Origin of the sequence: Kitasatospora sp. NPDC092039 (genome assembly GCF_044756065.1) — a bacterium.
Taxonomy (GTDB): domain Bacteria; phylum Actinomycetota; class Actinomycetes; order Streptomycetales; family Streptomycetaceae; genus Kitasatospora.
In genome coordinates this window covers 75943-91943 of the sequence record NZ_JBIVSD010000020.1, presented here as the reverse complement: position 1 = coordinate 91943, position 16001 = coordinate 75943, and the positions used below count along the sequence as shown (strand labels likewise).

Sequence of the window (16001 nt, the reverse complement as noted above, 5' to 3'; positions counted from 1 at the left end):
TCAGGAACGCGGGGGCGGCTGACCCTCGTCGCCCGGCTTCGGCTTGTGGGCGAAGTCGTCGACCGCGTCCTTGGCCTTGCCGGTGCCGTGCTCGATCTTGTCGCTGTACTTGCCCTTGGTCGCCTTGTCGATCGCGCCGCCGGCCTTGTCCACGACCTTGTCGATCTGGTCGCTGTGCTTGCCGGCGAACTCGCTGGCCTTGTCCTTGAGCTCCTCGGCCTTGCCCTTGAGGTTGTCCATCAGACCCATGGCGATCTCCTTCATCCGCTGTCCCCCGGACAACGACCGTGCCCGGCGAAGCGTTCGCAAACCGGACCCGATCGGAGAAATGTCCGGAGAACATCCAGGAAACAGTCATATCGTCGCGCAGTGGCGGGCCGGTGGCAGCCCGGTCCGCACCGGCCCGGGCGTTCCCGGACCGGGCCGGTGCGAGACTGGAGCGGTGAGCAGCTCCAGTACCCCGCGTGTCGCCCCGCCCCGTGTGATCTGCGTCGTCGGCGCGACCGCCGCGGGCAAGTCCGACCTGGCCGTCGCCATCGCCCGCAGCCTCGACGGCGAGGTGATCAACACCGACTCGATGCAGCTGTACCGGGGCATGGACATCGGCACCGCCAAGCTCACCATGGCCGAGCGCGGGGGAGTGCCGCACCACCTGCTGGACATCTGGGACGTCACCGAGGCCGCCAGCGTCGCCGAGTACCAGCGGCTGGCCAGGGCCGAGATCGACCGGCTGCTCGCCGCCGGCCGCCCGCCCGTCCTGGTCGGCGGCTCCGGGCTGTACGTCCGGGCGGCGATCGACGAGATGGAGTTCCCGGGCACCGACCCGGCGGTGCGGGCCCGGCTGGAGGCCGAGCTGGAGCAGGCCGGCCCCTACGCGCTGCACCGGCGGCTGGCCGAGCTGGACCCGGCCGCCGCCGAGGCGATCCTCACCACCAACGGCCGGCGGATCGTCCGCGCCCTGGAGGTCATCGAGATCACCGGGCAGCCGTTCACCGCCAACCTGCCGGGCAACACCGCCGTCTACGAGGCGGTGCAGATCGGCGTCGCCGTGCCGCGCCCCGAACTGGACGAGCGGATCGCGCTGCGGGTCGACCGGATGTGGGAGGCCGGACTGCCGGACGAGGTGCGGGAACTGGAACGGGCCGGGCTGCGGGAGGGACGGACCGCCTCCCGGGCGCTCGGCTACCAGCAACTGCTCGACCACTTCGCCGGCGGGTGCACCGAGGAGGAGGCGCGGGCCGAGACCGTCCGGGCCACCAAGCGCTTCGCCCGCCGTCAGGAGTCCTGGTTCCGCCGCGACGACCGGATCAACTGGCTCTCCCGACCTGCCGGAACCGACCCCGTCGAGCTGCTGGAACGGTCCCTCGAACTGATCGGCCGTCAGGGAGTTCCGGCCGCGTAGGAAGGGTTTCCGGCCAATCCGGCGGTGCACCTGCGCGCGCAGGCGACCGTGCAGGACGAACCGACGGTCACGGCCCGATCACGTGATGGCCACGGATCACCCGTCGACCCCGGTCAGGCCCGGAACGCCTCCCTGGACATGCCATCATCGATGCCGTAGGGGTCGGCCGGACGGGCCGACCGTGCCCGGCCGCGAGTCCGCTCGTGTCGAACTGTCAGGGGAGGCCGTGTGTCGACGGGTACCGGCCCCGAATCCGGCCAGAGCGGAAGCGTCACCGCCCCGGCCGAGGAGTTCGACGAGTCGACGATGGGCGACCTCCCCGTGCTGACCGGCCTGGAGGCGCCGACCTCCTACGCGGTCGCGGTGCCCGCCCTGGACACCCGCACCCCGCCCGACGCCGCGGTGCACGAGCGGGAGATCCGCCCGCTGCGCCGGCTGCGCTGGTGGCAGACGCTGCCGATCGCCCTGCTGGGCACCCTCGGCTCGCTGATGTTCGCCTTCCCGCTCGCCTTCGGCTCGGCCGGGGCGCGCGCCACCATGGTCGGGATGCTCGGGCTGCTGTTCACCGCCGCCTCGGTCGGCTGGGGCGCGATGGCCGCCCGGCACGCCGGCTACAAGTGGCCGGGGCTGCCGCGCCGGGGCTCGGGGAAGCGGGCCGGCTGGAAGGCGATCGTGGTCTACACCCTGATCGCGGTGGCCGCCTGTGCGCTCGCGGTCTGGCGGGTCGCCTACCTGCGCTGAGCGGGCGCTGAGCGCCTCCCCGGCCGGAGGCTTTTCTGCGCTGAGCGCCTCCCCGGCCGGAGGCTTCCCGGCGGTGAGCGCCTCCCTGCGCTGAGCGGGCGGATCGCCGCTCAGTACCATCGGAGGGGTGAGCGCATCCTCTCCCCGGCAGGGCGGCATCGCCTTCTTCAAGGGGCACGGCACCCAGAACGACTTCGTCATCGTCCCCGACCCGGACGGCGAGCTGGAGATCGGTCCCGAGACCGTCGCCGCGCTGTGCGACCGGCGGGCCGGCGTCGGCGGGGACGGGCTGCTGCGCGTGGTGCGCGCCGCCGCCGACCCGGCCGCCGCGGGGATGGCCGACCGGGCCGAGTGGTTCATGGACTACCGCAACTCGGACGGCAGCGTCGCCGAGATGTGCGGCAACGGCCTGCGGGTCTTCGCCCGCTTCCTGGTCGACGCCGGTCTGGCCGAGCCCGGCGAACTGGCCGTCGCCACCCGCTCCGGGGTGCTCACGGCGAAGGTCGCCGAGGCCGCCGCGGACGGCACGCCCGGCGACGTCACCATCGACATGGGCCGGGCCCGGCTGCCCGGGCCGGACGGCATCGAGGTCGCGGTCGGCGAGCGGCGCTGGCCGGCCCTGAACGTCAACATGGGCAACCCGCACGCGGTGGCCTTCGTGGAGAGCCTGGACCACGCCGGCGACCTGTACGCCGCGCCGCTCACCAGCCCCGCGAGCGCCTACCCGGAGGGCGTCAACGTCGAGTTCGTGGTGGACCGCGGGCCGCGGCACGTCGCGATGCGGGTGCACGAGCGCGGCTCGGGCGAGACCCGCTCCTGCGGCACCGGCGCCTGCGCGGTGGCGGTGGCGGCCATCCGCCGGGACGGCGCCGACCCGGCGGTCACCGGCGAGGCGGCCTCGTACACCGTGGACGTGCTGGGCGGCCGACTGGTCATCACCGAGCACCCGGACGGCCGGGTGGAGATGACCGGTCCGGCGGTGATCGTCGCCGAGGGACGGCTGGACGGGCGCTGGTGGGAGTCGGTGCGCTGAGGCCCGACGGGGACGGGCGGCCCGGTTTGCCCAATTCGTGCGGTGACGAATCCCCCCGATCGGGTGATACCGGTCGCGGACGGGAATCAGGGCGTCGCGGAACGTGCTCTGCTCGGTAGCATGGACCACCGGGTCGATCACCCCTGGGGAGGGGTAGCAAGATCACCCCCTCAGGAGGGGCGGCGCCCGGTGACCGTTGCCGGAGGTGCCGATGACCATCGAAGCCGGGCAGTCCCTCACGGGGCAGCCGACGACCGTACGGCAGGCCGGGGCCAGGAGGCCCCTCGGGGAGCTCGGCCGGGCCGCCCTCGGCCGGGCCGGGCGGGCCGCGCTGCTGGCCACCGGCCGGCCGCCGGTGCCGGACGCCCTGGAACCGCTCGTCCGGGTCCACCGGCAGCACCATCCGCAGGCCGACCTCGGCCTGCTCGCCCGGGCGTACCGGCTCGCCGAGGCCAGCCACCGCGGCCAGAAGCGCAAGAGCGGCGAGCCGTACATCACCCACCCGCTGGCCGTCACCATGATCCTGGCCCAACTCGGCGCCGGGACGACCACCCTGGTCGCCTCGCTGCTCCACGACACGGTCGAGGACACCGAGTTGACGCTGGACCAGGTGGGCGCCGGGTTCGGTCCCGAAGTCGCCTACCTGGTCGACGGGGTGACGAAACTGGAGAAGGTCGACTTCGGCGCCGCCGCCGAGGCCGAGACCTTCCGCAAGATGCTGGTCGCCACCGGGGACGACGTCCGGGTGATGGTGATCAAGCTGGCCGACCGGCTGCACAACATGCGCACCATCCGGCACATGAAGCCGGCCAGCCAGGTGCGGATCGCCAAGGTCACCCGGGACGTGCTGATCCCGCTGGCCGAACGGCTCGGCATCCAGGTGCTCAAGGCGGAGCTGGAGGACATCGTCTTCGCCACCCTGCACCCCGAGGAGCACGCCCGCACCCGCGCCCTGATGGCCGGTCACGAGGACCGGCCGGACGCCCTGCTGGAGCCCTTCGCCCGGCAGCTGGCCCGCCAGCTGGCCGAGGCCGGGGTGGCCGCCGAGGTGACCGTCCGGCCGCGGCACTGCGTCTCGCTGCACCGGGTGCTGCTCCGGCGGGCCGCCGTGCCCGGGCCGGACGGCCGGCCGCAGGGGCCGCGGCCGGCCGACTTCGGGCGGCTGCTGGTGGTGGTCGAGGAGAACGCCGACTGCTACGCCGTGCTCGGCGAGCTGCACACCTGCTGGACGCCGCTGCCCGGGGAGTTCAAGGACTTCGTGGCCGCGCCCAAGTTCAACCTCTACCAGTCGCTGCACACCGCCGTGGCGCTCAGCGGCGGCGCGGTGGTCGAGGTGCTGGTCCGCACCCGGCGGATGCACGAGGTGGCCGAGACCGGGGTGGTCGCGCTCGGCGACCCGTCCCCGGCCGGCGCCGTGCAGGACGCCGACGAGCTGGACCGCACCGACCCGGCCCGCCCGGGCTGGCTCAGCCGGCTGCTGGAGTGGCAGCAGGAGACGCCCGACCCGGACGCCTTCTGGTCCGCGCTCACCGCCGACCTGGCCGGCGACCGCGAGATCACCGTGGTGACGGAGGGCGGCGAAACGCTTCAGCTGAGGGCCGGCGCCACCTGCGTGGACGCGGCCTACCTGCTCGGCGAGGAGACCGGCCACCGCTGCATCGGCGCGCGGGTCAACGGGCGGCTCACCGCGCTGTCCACGGTGCTGGAGGACGGCGACCAGATCGCCGTGCTCACCGAGACCCTCCCGGTCGGCGGCGGGCAGCCCTCCGGCCCCGCCCCCGAGTGGCTGGCGCACGCCCGCACCCCGGCCGCCCGGCTGGCCATCGAGCGCTGGCTGGCCGACCACCCCGCCCGGCAGCCGGTGGTCCGCACCGGCCCGGCCGGCGGCCAGCCCGCCCCGCCCGGGCGCCCGGCCGCCGAGCGGCGGGTGGCCCCGGTCGCGGTGGCCGGTCGACCCGGGGCGCCGGTCCGGCTGGCGCGCTGCTGCACCCCGGTGCCGCCGGACGAGGTGACCGGCTACCCCATCCGCGGCGGCGCGGTCGCGGTGCACCGCACCGGCTGTCCGGCGGGGGAGCGGATGCGCGCGGACGGGCGGGCCGAGCTGGAGGTCCGCTGGCAGGCGGAGGGCGCGCCGGCGGCCGGGCACCGGGCCACCCTGCGGGCCGAGGCGTTGAACCGGCCCCGGCTGCTCGCCGACCTCACCGCGGCGATCTCCGGCGCGGGCGTCGGCATCGTCTCGGCCGAGGTCGAGCCGCCGCAGGAGTCCAGGGTCCGGCACACCTACACCGTGGAACTGCCCGAGCCGGCCGCGCTGCCGGGGCTGATGCGGGCGATGCTCAAGGTCTCCGGGGTGTACGACGTGAGCCGCCCGCACGCCCCGGAGGCGGGCCGGGAGCCGGGGGAGCGGCCGCTCGGCCCGGCGGCGCGGGGGAAATGGGGATGACCGGCCCGCACACGGCGTGCGACCATCATGGGGAATTCACGGCCGGTCCACGGCGTTCTCCGGGCACAGGAGCCCGGGGTGGAACCCGGGGGCCTGAGGGGTAGCTCACCCCGCCCGGACGGTAGCCGGGGCGGCAGCTGGGCAGACTCCGTACGGGACCGCCCCGCGGTCCCCGAAGCCAATCCGTACCAGCGAGCCAAAGGACAGAATGACCTCCACGTTCGACACCCGCGACCACGCCGACGCTCCGCGCCGCCTCGACGGTCTGCGGGCGGAAGCCCTCATGGACGAGGACCTCGCGGCCATCGACGAGGACCTCGGCCACCACTACGACGGCGACCAGTACGACCGCAGCGAGCGAGCCGCCCTGCGCCGGGTCGCCGGCCTCTCCACCGAACTCGAAGACGTCACCGAGGTCGAGTACCGCCAGCTCCGCCTGGAGCGCGTGGTCCTCGTCGGCGTCTGGACCGACGGCACGCTGGAGGAGGCGGAGAACTCGATGGCCGAGCTCGCCGCGCTCGCCGAGACGGCCGGTTCCCAGGTGCTGGACGGCGTCATCCAGCGCCGTGACAAGCCCGACGCGGCCACCTACATCGGCTCCGGCAAGGCCAAGGAGCTGCGCGACATCGTCTCCGCCACCGGCGCCGACACCGTGGTCTGCGACGGTGAGCTCACCCCCGGCCAGCTGATCCACCTGGAGGACGTGGTCAAGGTCAAGGTCGTCGACCGGACGGCCCTGATCCTGGACATCTTCGCCCAGCACGCCAAGTCCCGGGAGGGCAAGGCGCAGGTCTCGCTGGCGCAGATGCAGTACATGCTGCCGCGCCTGCGCGGCTGGGGTCAGTCGCTGTCCCGGCAGATGGGTGGCGGTGGCTCCGGCTCCTCGGGCGGCGGCATGGCCACCCGTGGTCCCGGTGAGACCAAGATCGAGACGGACCGGCGCCGGATCCGCGAGAAGATGGCGAAGCTCCGCAAGGAGATCGCCGACATGAAGAAGGGCCGCGACACCAAGCGCCAGGAGCGCAAGCGCCACCAGGTGCCGTCCGTGGCCATCGCCGGGTACACCAACGCCGGCAAGTCCTCCCTGCTCAACCGGCTCACCGGCGCGGGCGTGCTGGTGGAGAACGCCCTGTTCGCCACCCTGGACCCGACGGTCCGCCGGGCCGAGACCCCGAGCGGGCGGCTCTACACCCTGGCCGACACCGTCGGCTTCGTCCGGCACCTGCCGCACCACCTGGTCGAGGCCTTCCGCTCGACCATGGAGGAGGTCGCCGACGCCGACCTCATCCTGCACGTGGTGGACGGCTCGCACCCCGAGCCGGAGACGCAGCTGGCCGCCGTCCGAGAGGTCATCGTCTCGGTCGACGCGCAGAACGTGCCGGAGATCGTGGTGATCAACAAGGCGGACGCCGCCGATCCGCACGTCCTCCAGCGCCTGCTGCGCCGCGAGCCGCACGCCATCGTGGTGTCGGCCCGCAGCGGCGCGGGCATCGAGGAGCTGCTGCAGCTCATCGACGACGAACTGCCGCGTCCGGCGGTCGAGGTGCGGGCCCTGGTGCCCTACACCCAGGGCGCGCTGGTCTCCCGGGTGCACGCCGAGGGCGAGCTGCTCTCCACCGAGCACACCGGCGAGGGCACCCTGCTGCACGCCAAGGTGCCGGCCGAACTGGCCGCCGAGCTGGAGTACTTCGCGGTGGCCCTGCAGAGCTGAGCCGTGGCGCGCCGAAGGGCCCCGGGACGAAACGTCGTCCCGGGGCCCTTCGCCGTCCTCCCGGTGGCGGCTACCTGACGTTCTTGGCGAAGTAGTCGAAGGCCTGCTTCGCCTGGTCCTGCAGGGCGGGGCCGGCCTGGTAGCCGGCCGGGTTGCGGTCGCCGAGGGCTCCGACGCTGATCAGGTTGGGCTTGCCGTCCCTGGTGACGAACCAGCCGCCGCCGCTGGAGCCGGCCGTCATGGTGCAGCCGATCACGTACAGCGGCGGGCGGTTCCGGTCGAAGGAGAGCCGCCCGGGCGCGACCGGGGAGTCGCAGTGGGCGAGCCGCAGGCCGTCGAACGGCCGCTCGGCCGGGTAGCCGTAGGCGGCGACCGCGGTGATCAGGTCGCGCGGGGCGTTGAACCAGATCGGCACCGAGCCGCCGACCGTCTCCTCCAGGGACTTCCCGGAGCCGTCCTCCCCGCGCACCCGCAGGATGCCGTAGTCGTACTGGTGGTGGGCGCCGACGCCGCTCTCCTGGAGCCAGGTCGGCGAGACCAGCGCGCGCACCACCGTCCACCGGCCGTACGGGGCGGCGCGCTGGTCGGGGTTCGGCTTGCCGTGGACCATCCGGCCGTCCCGGTTGAAGCCGGGAACGAAGACCAGGTTCCTCAACCAGCCGCCGCCCTTGCCCTCGTGCAGGCAGTGGGCGGCGGTGAGGACGAGGTCGCTGCGGCCCGGGTTGACCGGGTCGGAGACCACGGTGGCGGAGCAGGCGGCGTCGCCCTGCGGCGTGGCCGCGAAGAGCCGGCCGACCACCGAGCCGACCGGGCCGTACGGGTGCGGCTGCGGCTCGGCCGGTACGGCGGCGGGCGGGGCGTCCCGTTCGACGCCGTCCGCCGCGGGGGCGGTCAGGGAGTACTCCGGGGTGGGCCGGCCCCGGGCGGCGTCCATCCGGGCCGCCGGCCAGGAGCCGGGCGGCGCGTCGTTGGCGAAGGCGCTGCCGGCGACGTGGCGCGCCCAGTCCTCGACCTTCCAGCCGGTCAGGTCGCCCGGGCTGGTGGGCGCGGACCGGGGCAGGGCGAGGGGCGTGGTGGCGGGCCGGGCGGGGCCGTCCGGCCCGCACCCGGCCGCCCCCAGCGCGAGCGCGGCGAGCAGCGCGGCGCCGGCCGTCGCGGCCCGGCGCCCCCGGCTGGTGGTTGTCGGCATGCGGGCTCGTCCCCCCGTGCTGTGCTGGTGGTTCCGTACCGCCCCCCGGTGGCGGCTGCTTCCTCGGAGCGGCTGCCGGCCGCGGAGGTCCGGCTACTTCTTGGAGATCCAGTCCAGCGCCTGCCGGGCGACCGCCTCCAGGTACGGGCCGCTCAGCGAGGTGTGCTCCGGGGTGCCGATCGAGGTGTTGCTGACCAGGGCCGTCCTGCCGTCGGGCATCTTGGCGAACCAGCCGCCGCCGCTGGCGCCCTGGGTCATGTCGCAGCCGATGGTCAGCATCGTCGGACGCTTGGCGTCGAAGGAGAGCCGGGTCGGCTTGCCGCCGTCGCACCGGTACAGCTCCTGGCCGTCGAACGGCTTGACCAGCGGGTAGCCGACGGCCGACACGTCGAGCCGGTCGCGCGGCGCGTCGAACCAGACCGGGACGGCCGAACCGACCGTCTCCTCCAGGGACTTGCCGGTGTCGTTCTGGTTGTGCACGCGCATGACCGCGAAGTCGTACTGGTTGGCGGCGTCGCCGCTGCCGCCGCCCTCGACCATCCACTGCGGCGAGGTGGTGACCTGGTCGGCCCACCAGGTGCCGAGCGGGGCCAGCTCGGACAGCGGGGCCCGCTTGCCGCCGCTGGAGGCGCCCGAGTTGTTGTAGGCGGGCACGAAGACCAGGTCCTTGAAGAAGCCGCCGCCCTTGCCCTCGTGCACGCAGTGGCCGGCCGTCCAGACCAGGTTGCTGCGGCCCGGGTGCCGCGGGTCGCCGATCACCGTCGCCGAGCAGTTGCCGCGGCCGCCCTTGGCGGAGAAGAACACCTTGCCGGAGGGCTGCCCGGTGTACGGGCGGGGCATCGCCGTGGCCTTGACCACCGGGGGATCGGCATCGGTCACGCCGGCGTCGGTGGACGATCCGGGGGTGGACGGCCCGGGAGTGGACGGCCCGGGGGTGGCGGGGGCGGGCTTGGCGGCGGGCGGCGCCGGGTCGGCGGGCTTGGAGTCGCCCATTTTGTCCGGGTCCCAGAAGTCCTTCACCACCGGGTTGTCGAAGACGTGCTTGGACGCCCACTTGTCCCAGTCCTCGAACTTCCACTTCTTCAGGTCGTCCCAGCTCCTGGGCAGCCCCTCCAGCAGGCTGGTCGGCAGCCCGGACGGGAGGGTGATCCCGCCGATCGCGCCGCCCGAGCCCGCGGCCGCCGCGGAGGAGGGCGGCGGCGCGGGGCTGGTCCCGCCGCCCGTCGGGCCGTCCGGCCCGCAGGCGCTCACGGCGAGCAGGGCGCCCGCGGCCAGGGCGGCCAGGGCTGACCGGTGGATCGATGGCATCTGTGCGCTTCCCCCTGTGCTCGGTCGGTCGATGCTGGGCGGTGCTGGGCGGTGCTCGGCGGTGCCGGCCCGCCGGGCGGCGCCGGGGCCGGTGGCCCTGCGCCCGGGCGGCGCGTGCCCGGCCGGTGCGCGGCGCGGCGCTCCCCCGCCCTGGAGTCTTCCATCGCGGACGACGACGGCGGTGCCCGCCCCCCCGGTTGCGGTGCGGGCCGGAGGTCACCGATCCGTGATCCCGGCCCGCCCGGTCCACCGGCTCAGCAGGGCAATCGGTCCCAGATGTGGACAATCGCCGATTCTCACCCGGACGAGTGAGCCGTCCTTGTGATCACCCGTCATGGATAGGTAACCCTTACCTGACGCGACGGTGCGAGCGCCCGCCGATCCCCTCCACCACAGAGCGCGTCCGCACCCCCACGCGCCCCAAGGAGCAGCCTTGAGCACCGCCGCCCTCACCGGAGCCCCGCCCGTACCGCCGCCCACCGCGGAACCGGCCCACGGCCACGACCTGCTGCTGCACCCCGACCCGGCCGTCGCCGCCGAACAGGCCGGGCTGGAGGCCCTGTTGCGCTGCTGGACGCGGGAGACCGGAGCCCGGCCCGGCCCGGACGGCCGGCTGCGGATCGCCGTCCTGGGCGGGGCCGCCCGGCTCACCGCCCCGGTCCGCTACTGGTCGCCCGGCGGCTGGCACCGCTTCGGGCCCGCCACCCTCGCGGCGGGCGAAGGCGCCGCCGAGGCCCCGGTGGACGCCGTCACCGCCGCCGCGCTGCTCGCCGCCGCGGCCGCCGAACGGCCCGACCCCGGACAGGTCGCCGACCTGGCCGGCCGGGTCGCCGACTCGGTCGTGCGCACCGCCGAGATCCTCGCCCACCGCCGCACCGCGGCCGTCCCCGGCGGGCCGGAGCGCTCGCACTTCCTCGCCGCTGAGCAGTCCCTGCTGCTCGGCCACCCGCTGCACCCCACGCCGAAGAGCCGCGACGGCCTCGGCCCGGCCCAGAGCGCCGCCTACTCGCCCGAACTGCACGGCTCCTTCCAACTGCACTGGTACGCCGTGGACCGCGAATTGCTCGCGGCCGGGTCCGCCGTCGCCGAGAGCGCCGAGCAGCTCACCGCCGGCCTGCTCGACGGCGGCACGACGCTGCCGCCCGGCACCGCCGCCCTCCCGCTGCACCCCTGGCAGGCCCGCGAACTCGCCCACCGCCCGGCCGTCGCCGCCCTGCTCGCCGACGGGCTGCTGCACGACCTCGGCCCGGCCGGCGAGCCCTGGTACCCCACCTCCTCGGTGCGCACCGTCTACCGGCCCGGCACCCCGTGGATGCTCAAGCTCTCGCTCGGCCTGCGGATCACCAACTCCCGCCGGGAGAACCTGCGCAAGGAACTGCACCGGGGCCTGGAGATGCACCGGCTGCTGGAGAGCGGGCTGGCCGCCGAGTGGCGGGCCGCCCACCCCGGCTTCGACATCGTCCGCGACCCGGCCTGGATCGGCGTCGACCACCCCGGCCTCGGCGACCCGGGCGGCCTGGACACCGTGCTGCGCGCCCAGCCCTTCGCGCCCACCGACCGCGCCCTGTGCGTCGCCGGGCTGGTCGCCGAACAGCCGCTGGGCACCGGCGACACCGTGCCCTCCCGGCTCGGCGACATCCTGCGGACGCTCGCCGCGCGCTGCGCCCGCCCGCTGCCGACCGTGGCCGCCGAATGGTTCCTGCGCTACCTGGACGCGGTCGTGCTGCCCATCCTCTGGCTGGACGGCCGGGGCGGCATCGCCCTGGAGGCGCACCAGCAGAACAGCCTCGTGCTGCTGGACGCCGAGGGCTGGCCGTGCGGCGGCCGCTACCGCGACAACCAGGGCTACTACTACCGGGAGAGCGCCACCGCGAGGCTCGCCGCCCGGCTGCCCGGGCTCGGCGCCGACAGCGACACCTTCCTGCCGGACGAGGTGATCGACCACCACTTCGCCTACTACCTCGGCATCAACCACGTGCTCGGCCTGATCGGCGCCTTCGGCTCCCAGCGGCTCGCCGACGAGACGGTGCTGCTCGCCGCGCTGCGCCGGTTCCTGGCCGGCCCGCGGGCCGCCGCCACCCGCTCGGCGCTGCCCGCGCTGCTGCTGGACGCGCCCACGCTGCCCTGCAAGGCCAACCTGCTCACCCGGATCAACGGCATGGACGAGCTGGTCGGTCCGGTCGCCAGCCAGTCCGTGTACGTGGACATCCCCAACCCGCTGGCCGGGTGCCCGGGCGAGCGGTGGGGGTTCCCCCGGCCGGAGGCTGGGGGAGCGTGAACCGGAAGGACGCGCGCCCGGGCGAACGCGGTGACGTGGCGCCGCCCGACCTGCCCGGGTGGGGCGCCGTCCCCACCCCGGCCGGCGGGTTCCGGCTCGCCCCGGTCCGGCTGCCCGCCGACCTCGCCCTGCTCGCCGGCTGGATGAACGACCCCGAGGTCGACGCCTTCTGGGAGCTGGCCGGGCCGCCGGAGGCCACCGAGCGGCACGTCCGGGCCCAACTGGACGGCGACGGCCGCAGCATCCCGTGCCTCGGCCTGCTCGACGGCGAGCCGATGAGCTACTGGGAGGTCTACCGCGCCGACCTCGACCCGCTCGCCGCGCACTACCCGGCCCGGCCGTACGACACCGGCGTGCACCTGCTGCTCGGGCCCGCCGCCAGCCGCGGCCGCGGGCTCGGCGCCGTCCTCCTGGCCGCTCTCGCAGAATTGATTCTCCGCCGGAACCCGCGCTGCGAACGGGTGGTGGCCGAACCGGACATCCGCAACCGGCGGTCCGTCCGGGCCTTCGAGCGGGCCGGATTCCGGGCCGCCGCCGAACTCGACCTGCCCGGCAAACGCGCCGCCCTGATGGTCCGCGACCGGGCCGACGGGCCCGCCGCGCAGACCCGACTCCCCGCCTAGGACACCCCCCTGTGGACACCTCGACACCCCCCGCGTACGACCTGCTCGGCGTCGGCATCGGCCCGTTCAACCTCTCGCTCGCCGCGCTCGCCGAGCCCGTCCCCGGCCTGCGCACGCTCTTCTGCGACCAGCGCCCGGAGTTCCGCTGGCACCACGGCATGCTGGTGGACGGGGCCCGGATGCAGGTGCCGTTCCTCGCCGACCTGGTCTCCCTGGTCGACCCGACCAGCCAGTGGTCCTTCCTCAACTACCTGCGCGAGCAGGACCGGCTGTTCCCGTTCTACTTCGCCGAGCGCTTCCAGCTGCCGCGCCGCGAGTACGACCACTACTGCCGCTGGGCCGCCGAACGGCTGGCCAACTGCCGCTTCGGCACCGAGGTCACCGCCCTGCGCTGGGACGCGCCCTGGTACCGCGTCGAGCTGACCGACACCGCGACCGGCCGGCGCTCCGAGGCCCGGGCCCGCAACCTCGCCCTCGGCGTCGGCACCCGGCCGGTGCTGCCGGAGGCCTTCGCCCCGCTGGCCGGCCACCCGCGGGCCTTCCACTCCGCCGAGTACCTGGACCGCCGCGCCGACCTGGCCGGCGCCCGGGACATCACCGTGGTCGGCAGCGGACAGTCCGGCGCCGAGGTCTTCCTCGACCTGCTCCGGCGCCACGAGGGCGACGGCGTCCGGCTGCGCTGGCTCACCCGGACCAGGGCGCTCGCCCCCATGGAGTACTCCAAGCTCGGCCTGGAGCACTTCACCCCCGACTACACCCGCTACTTCCACGGCCTGCCCGCCCCCGTCCGGGACGCGCTGGTCGCCGCCCAGTGGCAGCTGCACAAGGCCGCCAGCGCCGAGACCCTCGCCGAGATCCACGACCACCTCTACGAGCGCACCATCGGACGCCCGATCGACACCGCCCCGGTCGAGATCACCCCCGGCACCGCCGTCGACGCCGCCCGCCCCGGCCCCTGCGGCGGCCTCGAACTGCACTGCCGGCACACCGACTCCGGCACCGAGCACCTGCTGCGCACCGACGCCGTGGTGCTCGCCACCGGCTACCGGGCGGCCCGCCCGGCCGCGCTCGAACCGCTCGCCGGACTGATCGACTGGGACGGGGCCGGGCGCTACCGGGTCGACCTGGACCACCGGGTCGCCACCCGGCCCGAGCTCACCGGCGGGCTGTACGTCCAGAACGCCGAACTGCACACCCACGGCGTCGGCACCCCCGACCTCGGGCTCGGCGCCCACCGGGCCGCCGTGATCCTCAACGCCGTCACCGGGCGCACCGTCCACCGGCTGCCCGACCGCACCGCCTGGACCGGCTTCGCGCCGCCCGCCGCCTCCGCGTCCGCCCCGCCACCCGCCGGCTCCGCACCCGCCCGGGCCGCCGCCGCTCCCGCCCCCGCTCCCGCGACCCCCGACCGGACCCCCGTCGTCCCCCGCCCCCAGGAGTTGACCCGTGCCGCAACCGTCGGCCGCTGAACCGCCGCTCCACCTGCCCCCGCACCTCACCGCCGGGCACTGGCAGCGGGCCGGCCGCGCCCTGCTGGCCAAGATGCTGGGCGAGTTCGCCTACGAGGAGCTGCTCCGGCCCGTCCCCGGCGACGCGCCCGGCGAATACCGGCTGGAGCTGCCCGAGGCCGAGTACCGCTTCACCGCCCGGCGCGGCGCCTACGACAGCTGGCAGGTCGACCCGGACTCCGTCCGCTGCGACCGCCCCGACGGCCTGGACCCGCTGCGCTTCCTCCCGTACGCCCGGCAGACCCTCGGCATGCGCGGCGAGACCACCGGCCACCTGATCCGCGAGCTCTGCGCCACCCTGACCGCCGACGCCCGCCAGCTCGCCACCGCGCTGACCGCCGCCGAACTCGCCGACCTCGACCACACCGCCCTGGAGGGCCGGCAGACCGGCCACCCCTGGATCGTCCCCAACAAGGGCCGGATCGGCTTCTCCGCCGCCGACGCCGCCCGCTGGGCCCCGGAGGCCCGCAGCGCCCGCCCGCTGCCCTGGATCGCGGTGCACCGCCGGCTCGCCGAGTACCGCGGGGTGCCCGGCCTGGAACGGCCCGAGCAGCTCTACGCCCGCGAGCTGGACGACGTGGACGCGCTGCGCGCCGCGCTCGGCCCGGACGCCGAGGACTACCTGCTGCTGCCCGTCCACCCCTGGCAGTGGGAGGAGACGGTCCTGCCGCTGTTCGCCCCCTGGATCGCCTCCGGCGAGATCGTCCCGCTGCCCTCGGACGGGGACCCACGGCTGCCCCAGCAGTCGATCCGCTCCTTCTTCAACACCGCCCACCCCGAGCGCTGCACCGTCAAGCTGCCGCTGTCCATCCTCAACACCCTGGTCTGGCGCGGCCTGCCGGTCGAGCGCACGCTGGCCGCGCCCACCGTCACCGCCTGGCTGCTCGGGCTGCGCGACGCCGACCCGTACCTGCGCGACGAGTGCCGGGTCGTCCTGCTCGGCGAGATCGCCTCCGTCACCGTCGACCACCCGCTCTACCGCGAGCTGCCCGAGGCCCCCTACCAGTACAAGGAGCTGCTCGGCGCGATCTGGCGCCAGCCGCTCGGGCCCTTCCTGGACGGCGGCGAGCGGGCCCGCACGCTGGCCGCGCTGCTGCAGACCGGCTCCGACGGGCGGGCGCTCGCCGCCGAGCTGATCGACCGCTCCGGCCTGCGCCCCGGAGACTGGACCGCCCGGCTGTTCGCCGCGATGATGCCGCCGCTGCTGCACTTCCTCTACCGCTACGGCCTCGTCTTCTCCCCGCACGGCGAGAACGCCATCGTCGTCTTCGACCCGTCCGACGCTCCGGTCCGGCTCGCGGTCAAGGACTTCGTGGACGACGTCAACCTCAGCGCGCAGGGCCTGCCCGAACTGCACGGCCTGCCCCCCGAGGTGGCCGAGGTGCTGCTGCGGGAGAGCCCGCAGGGGCTCTGCCAGTTCATCCACTCCGGGCTGTTCATCGGCGTCTTCCGCTACCTCGCCCCGCTGCTGGAGGCGCAGACCGGGCTGCCCGAGACCGAGTTCTGGGCCCTGCTGCGCGCCGAGGTGCTCCGCTACCAGGACCGCTTCCCCGAGCTGCGCGAGCGCTTCGAGCTGTTCGACCTGTTCCGCCCCCGGATCGACCGGCTCTGCCTCAACCGCAACCGGCTGCTGCTGGACGGCTACCAGGACCGCCCGCACCGCCCGCACGCCGCCCGGTACGGCACCGTGCCGAACGCGCTGGTCGCCGTGGACGTGCGACAGCCCGGAGAACGGGACCGGATTGTCACCCCCGCCCCGTAGGCT

At 75.0% G+C, this 16001-nt stretch carries 12 protein-coding genes; 9 read left to right on the top strand and 3 right to left on the bottom strand.

Annotated features, from left to right (window positions below; translation table 11 throughout):
• Nucleotides 1-249, bottom strand: coding sequence for an antitoxin (locus ACIQI7_RS31505; protein ID WP_401116691.1), 249 nt, complete (start codon nt 247-249; stop codon nt 1-3).
• Between the two features lie 193 nt (nt 250-442).
• On the opposite strand from ACIQI7_RS31505, the gene miaA reads away from it, so the two are divergent.
• The 5 genes from miaA (at nt 443) to hflX (ending at nt 7330) form a co-directional block, all read left to right on the top strand.
• Nucleotides 443-1402, top strand: a complete 960-nt coding sequence (gene miaA, locus ACIQI7_RS31500) for a tRNA (adenosine(37)-N6)-dimethylallyltransferase MiaA (RefSeq protein ID WP_401116689.1) — start codon at nt 443-445, stop codon at nt 1400-1402.
• A gap of 228 nt (nt 1403-1630) precedes the next feature.
• Nucleotides 1631-2143: a hypothetical protein gene (locus ACIQI7_RS31495; RefSeq protein WP_387759469.1), complete on the top strand. Its 513-nt coding sequence runs from the start codon at nt 1631-1633 to the stop codon at nt 2141-2143.
• 127 nt (nt 2144-2270) lie between these two features.
• A complete protein-coding gene (gene dapF, locus ACIQI7_RS31490; RefSeq protein WP_401116687.1) occupies nt 2271-3176 on the top strand; it encodes a diaminopimelate epimerase in 906 nt (301 codons plus the stop codon).
• Between the two features lie 211 nt (nt 3177-3387).
• Nucleotides 3388-5619: a RelA/SpoT family protein gene (locus ACIQI7_RS31485; RefSeq protein WP_401116685.1), complete on the top strand. Its 2232-nt coding sequence runs from the start codon at nt 3388-3390 to the stop codon at nt 5617-5619.
• A 208-nt stretch (nt 5620-5827) separates the two neighbouring features.
• Nucleotides 5828-7330: a GTPase HflX gene (gene hflX, locus ACIQI7_RS31480; protein ID WP_401116683.1), complete on the top strand. Its 1503-nt coding sequence runs from the start codon at nt 5828-5830 to the stop codon at nt 7328-7330.
• Between the two features lie 70 nt (nt 7331-7400).
• Here hflX and ACIQI7_RS31475 read toward each other — a convergent pair whose 3' ends face one another.
• Entirely contained in the window at nt 7401-8519 is a 1119-nt protein-coding gene (locus tag ACIQI7_RS31475) for a trypsin-like serine peptidase (protein WP_401116681.1), read from the bottom strand.
• 93 nt (nt 8520-8612) lie between these two features.
• A complete protein-coding gene (locus ACIQI7_RS31470) occupies nt 8613-9827 on the bottom strand; it encodes a trypsin-like serine peptidase (RefSeq protein ID WP_401116679.1) in 1215 nt (404 codons plus the stop codon).
• Between the two features lie 364 nt (nt 9828-10191).
• Here ACIQI7_RS31470 and ACIQI7_RS31465 point away from each other — a divergent pair, with 364 nt between their 5' ends.
• Genes ACIQI7_RS31465 through ACIQI7_RS31450 form a run of 4 tightly spaced genes read left to right on the top strand, consistent with a single transcriptional unit; the run spans nt 10192 to nt 15998 of the window.
• Complete coding sequence (locus ACIQI7_RS31465; protein WP_401116677.1) at nt 10192-12105, top strand: IucA/IucC family protein; 1914 nt, start codon at nt 10192-10194, stop codon at nt 12103-12105.
• Nucleotides 12054-12728 (top strand): GNAT family N-acetyltransferase, encoded by a 675-nt coding sequence (locus ACIQI7_RS31460; RefSeq protein ID WP_401116675.1) that lies wholly within the window; start codon nt 12054-12056, stop codon nt 12726-12728. Before ACIQI7_RS31465 ends, ACIQI7_RS31460 begins: the two co-directional genes overlap by 52 nt.
• Before the next feature lie 11 nt (nt 12729-12739).
• The gene (locus tag ACIQI7_RS31455; protein WP_401116673.1) at nt 12740-14197 is read left to right on the top strand and encodes a lysine N(6)-hydroxylase/L-ornithine N(5)-oxygenase family protein; all 1458 of its coding nucleotides are present in this window, start codon (nt 12740-12742) and stop codon (nt 14195-14197) included.
• Nucleotides 14175-15998, top strand: coding sequence for an IucA/IucC family protein (locus ACIQI7_RS31450; RefSeq protein ID WP_401116671.1), 1824 nt, complete (start codon nt 14175-14177; stop codon nt 15996-15998). Before ACIQI7_RS31455 ends, ACIQI7_RS31450 begins: the two co-directional genes overlap by 23 nt.
• Nucleotides 15999-16001 lie beyond the last annotated feature (3 nt).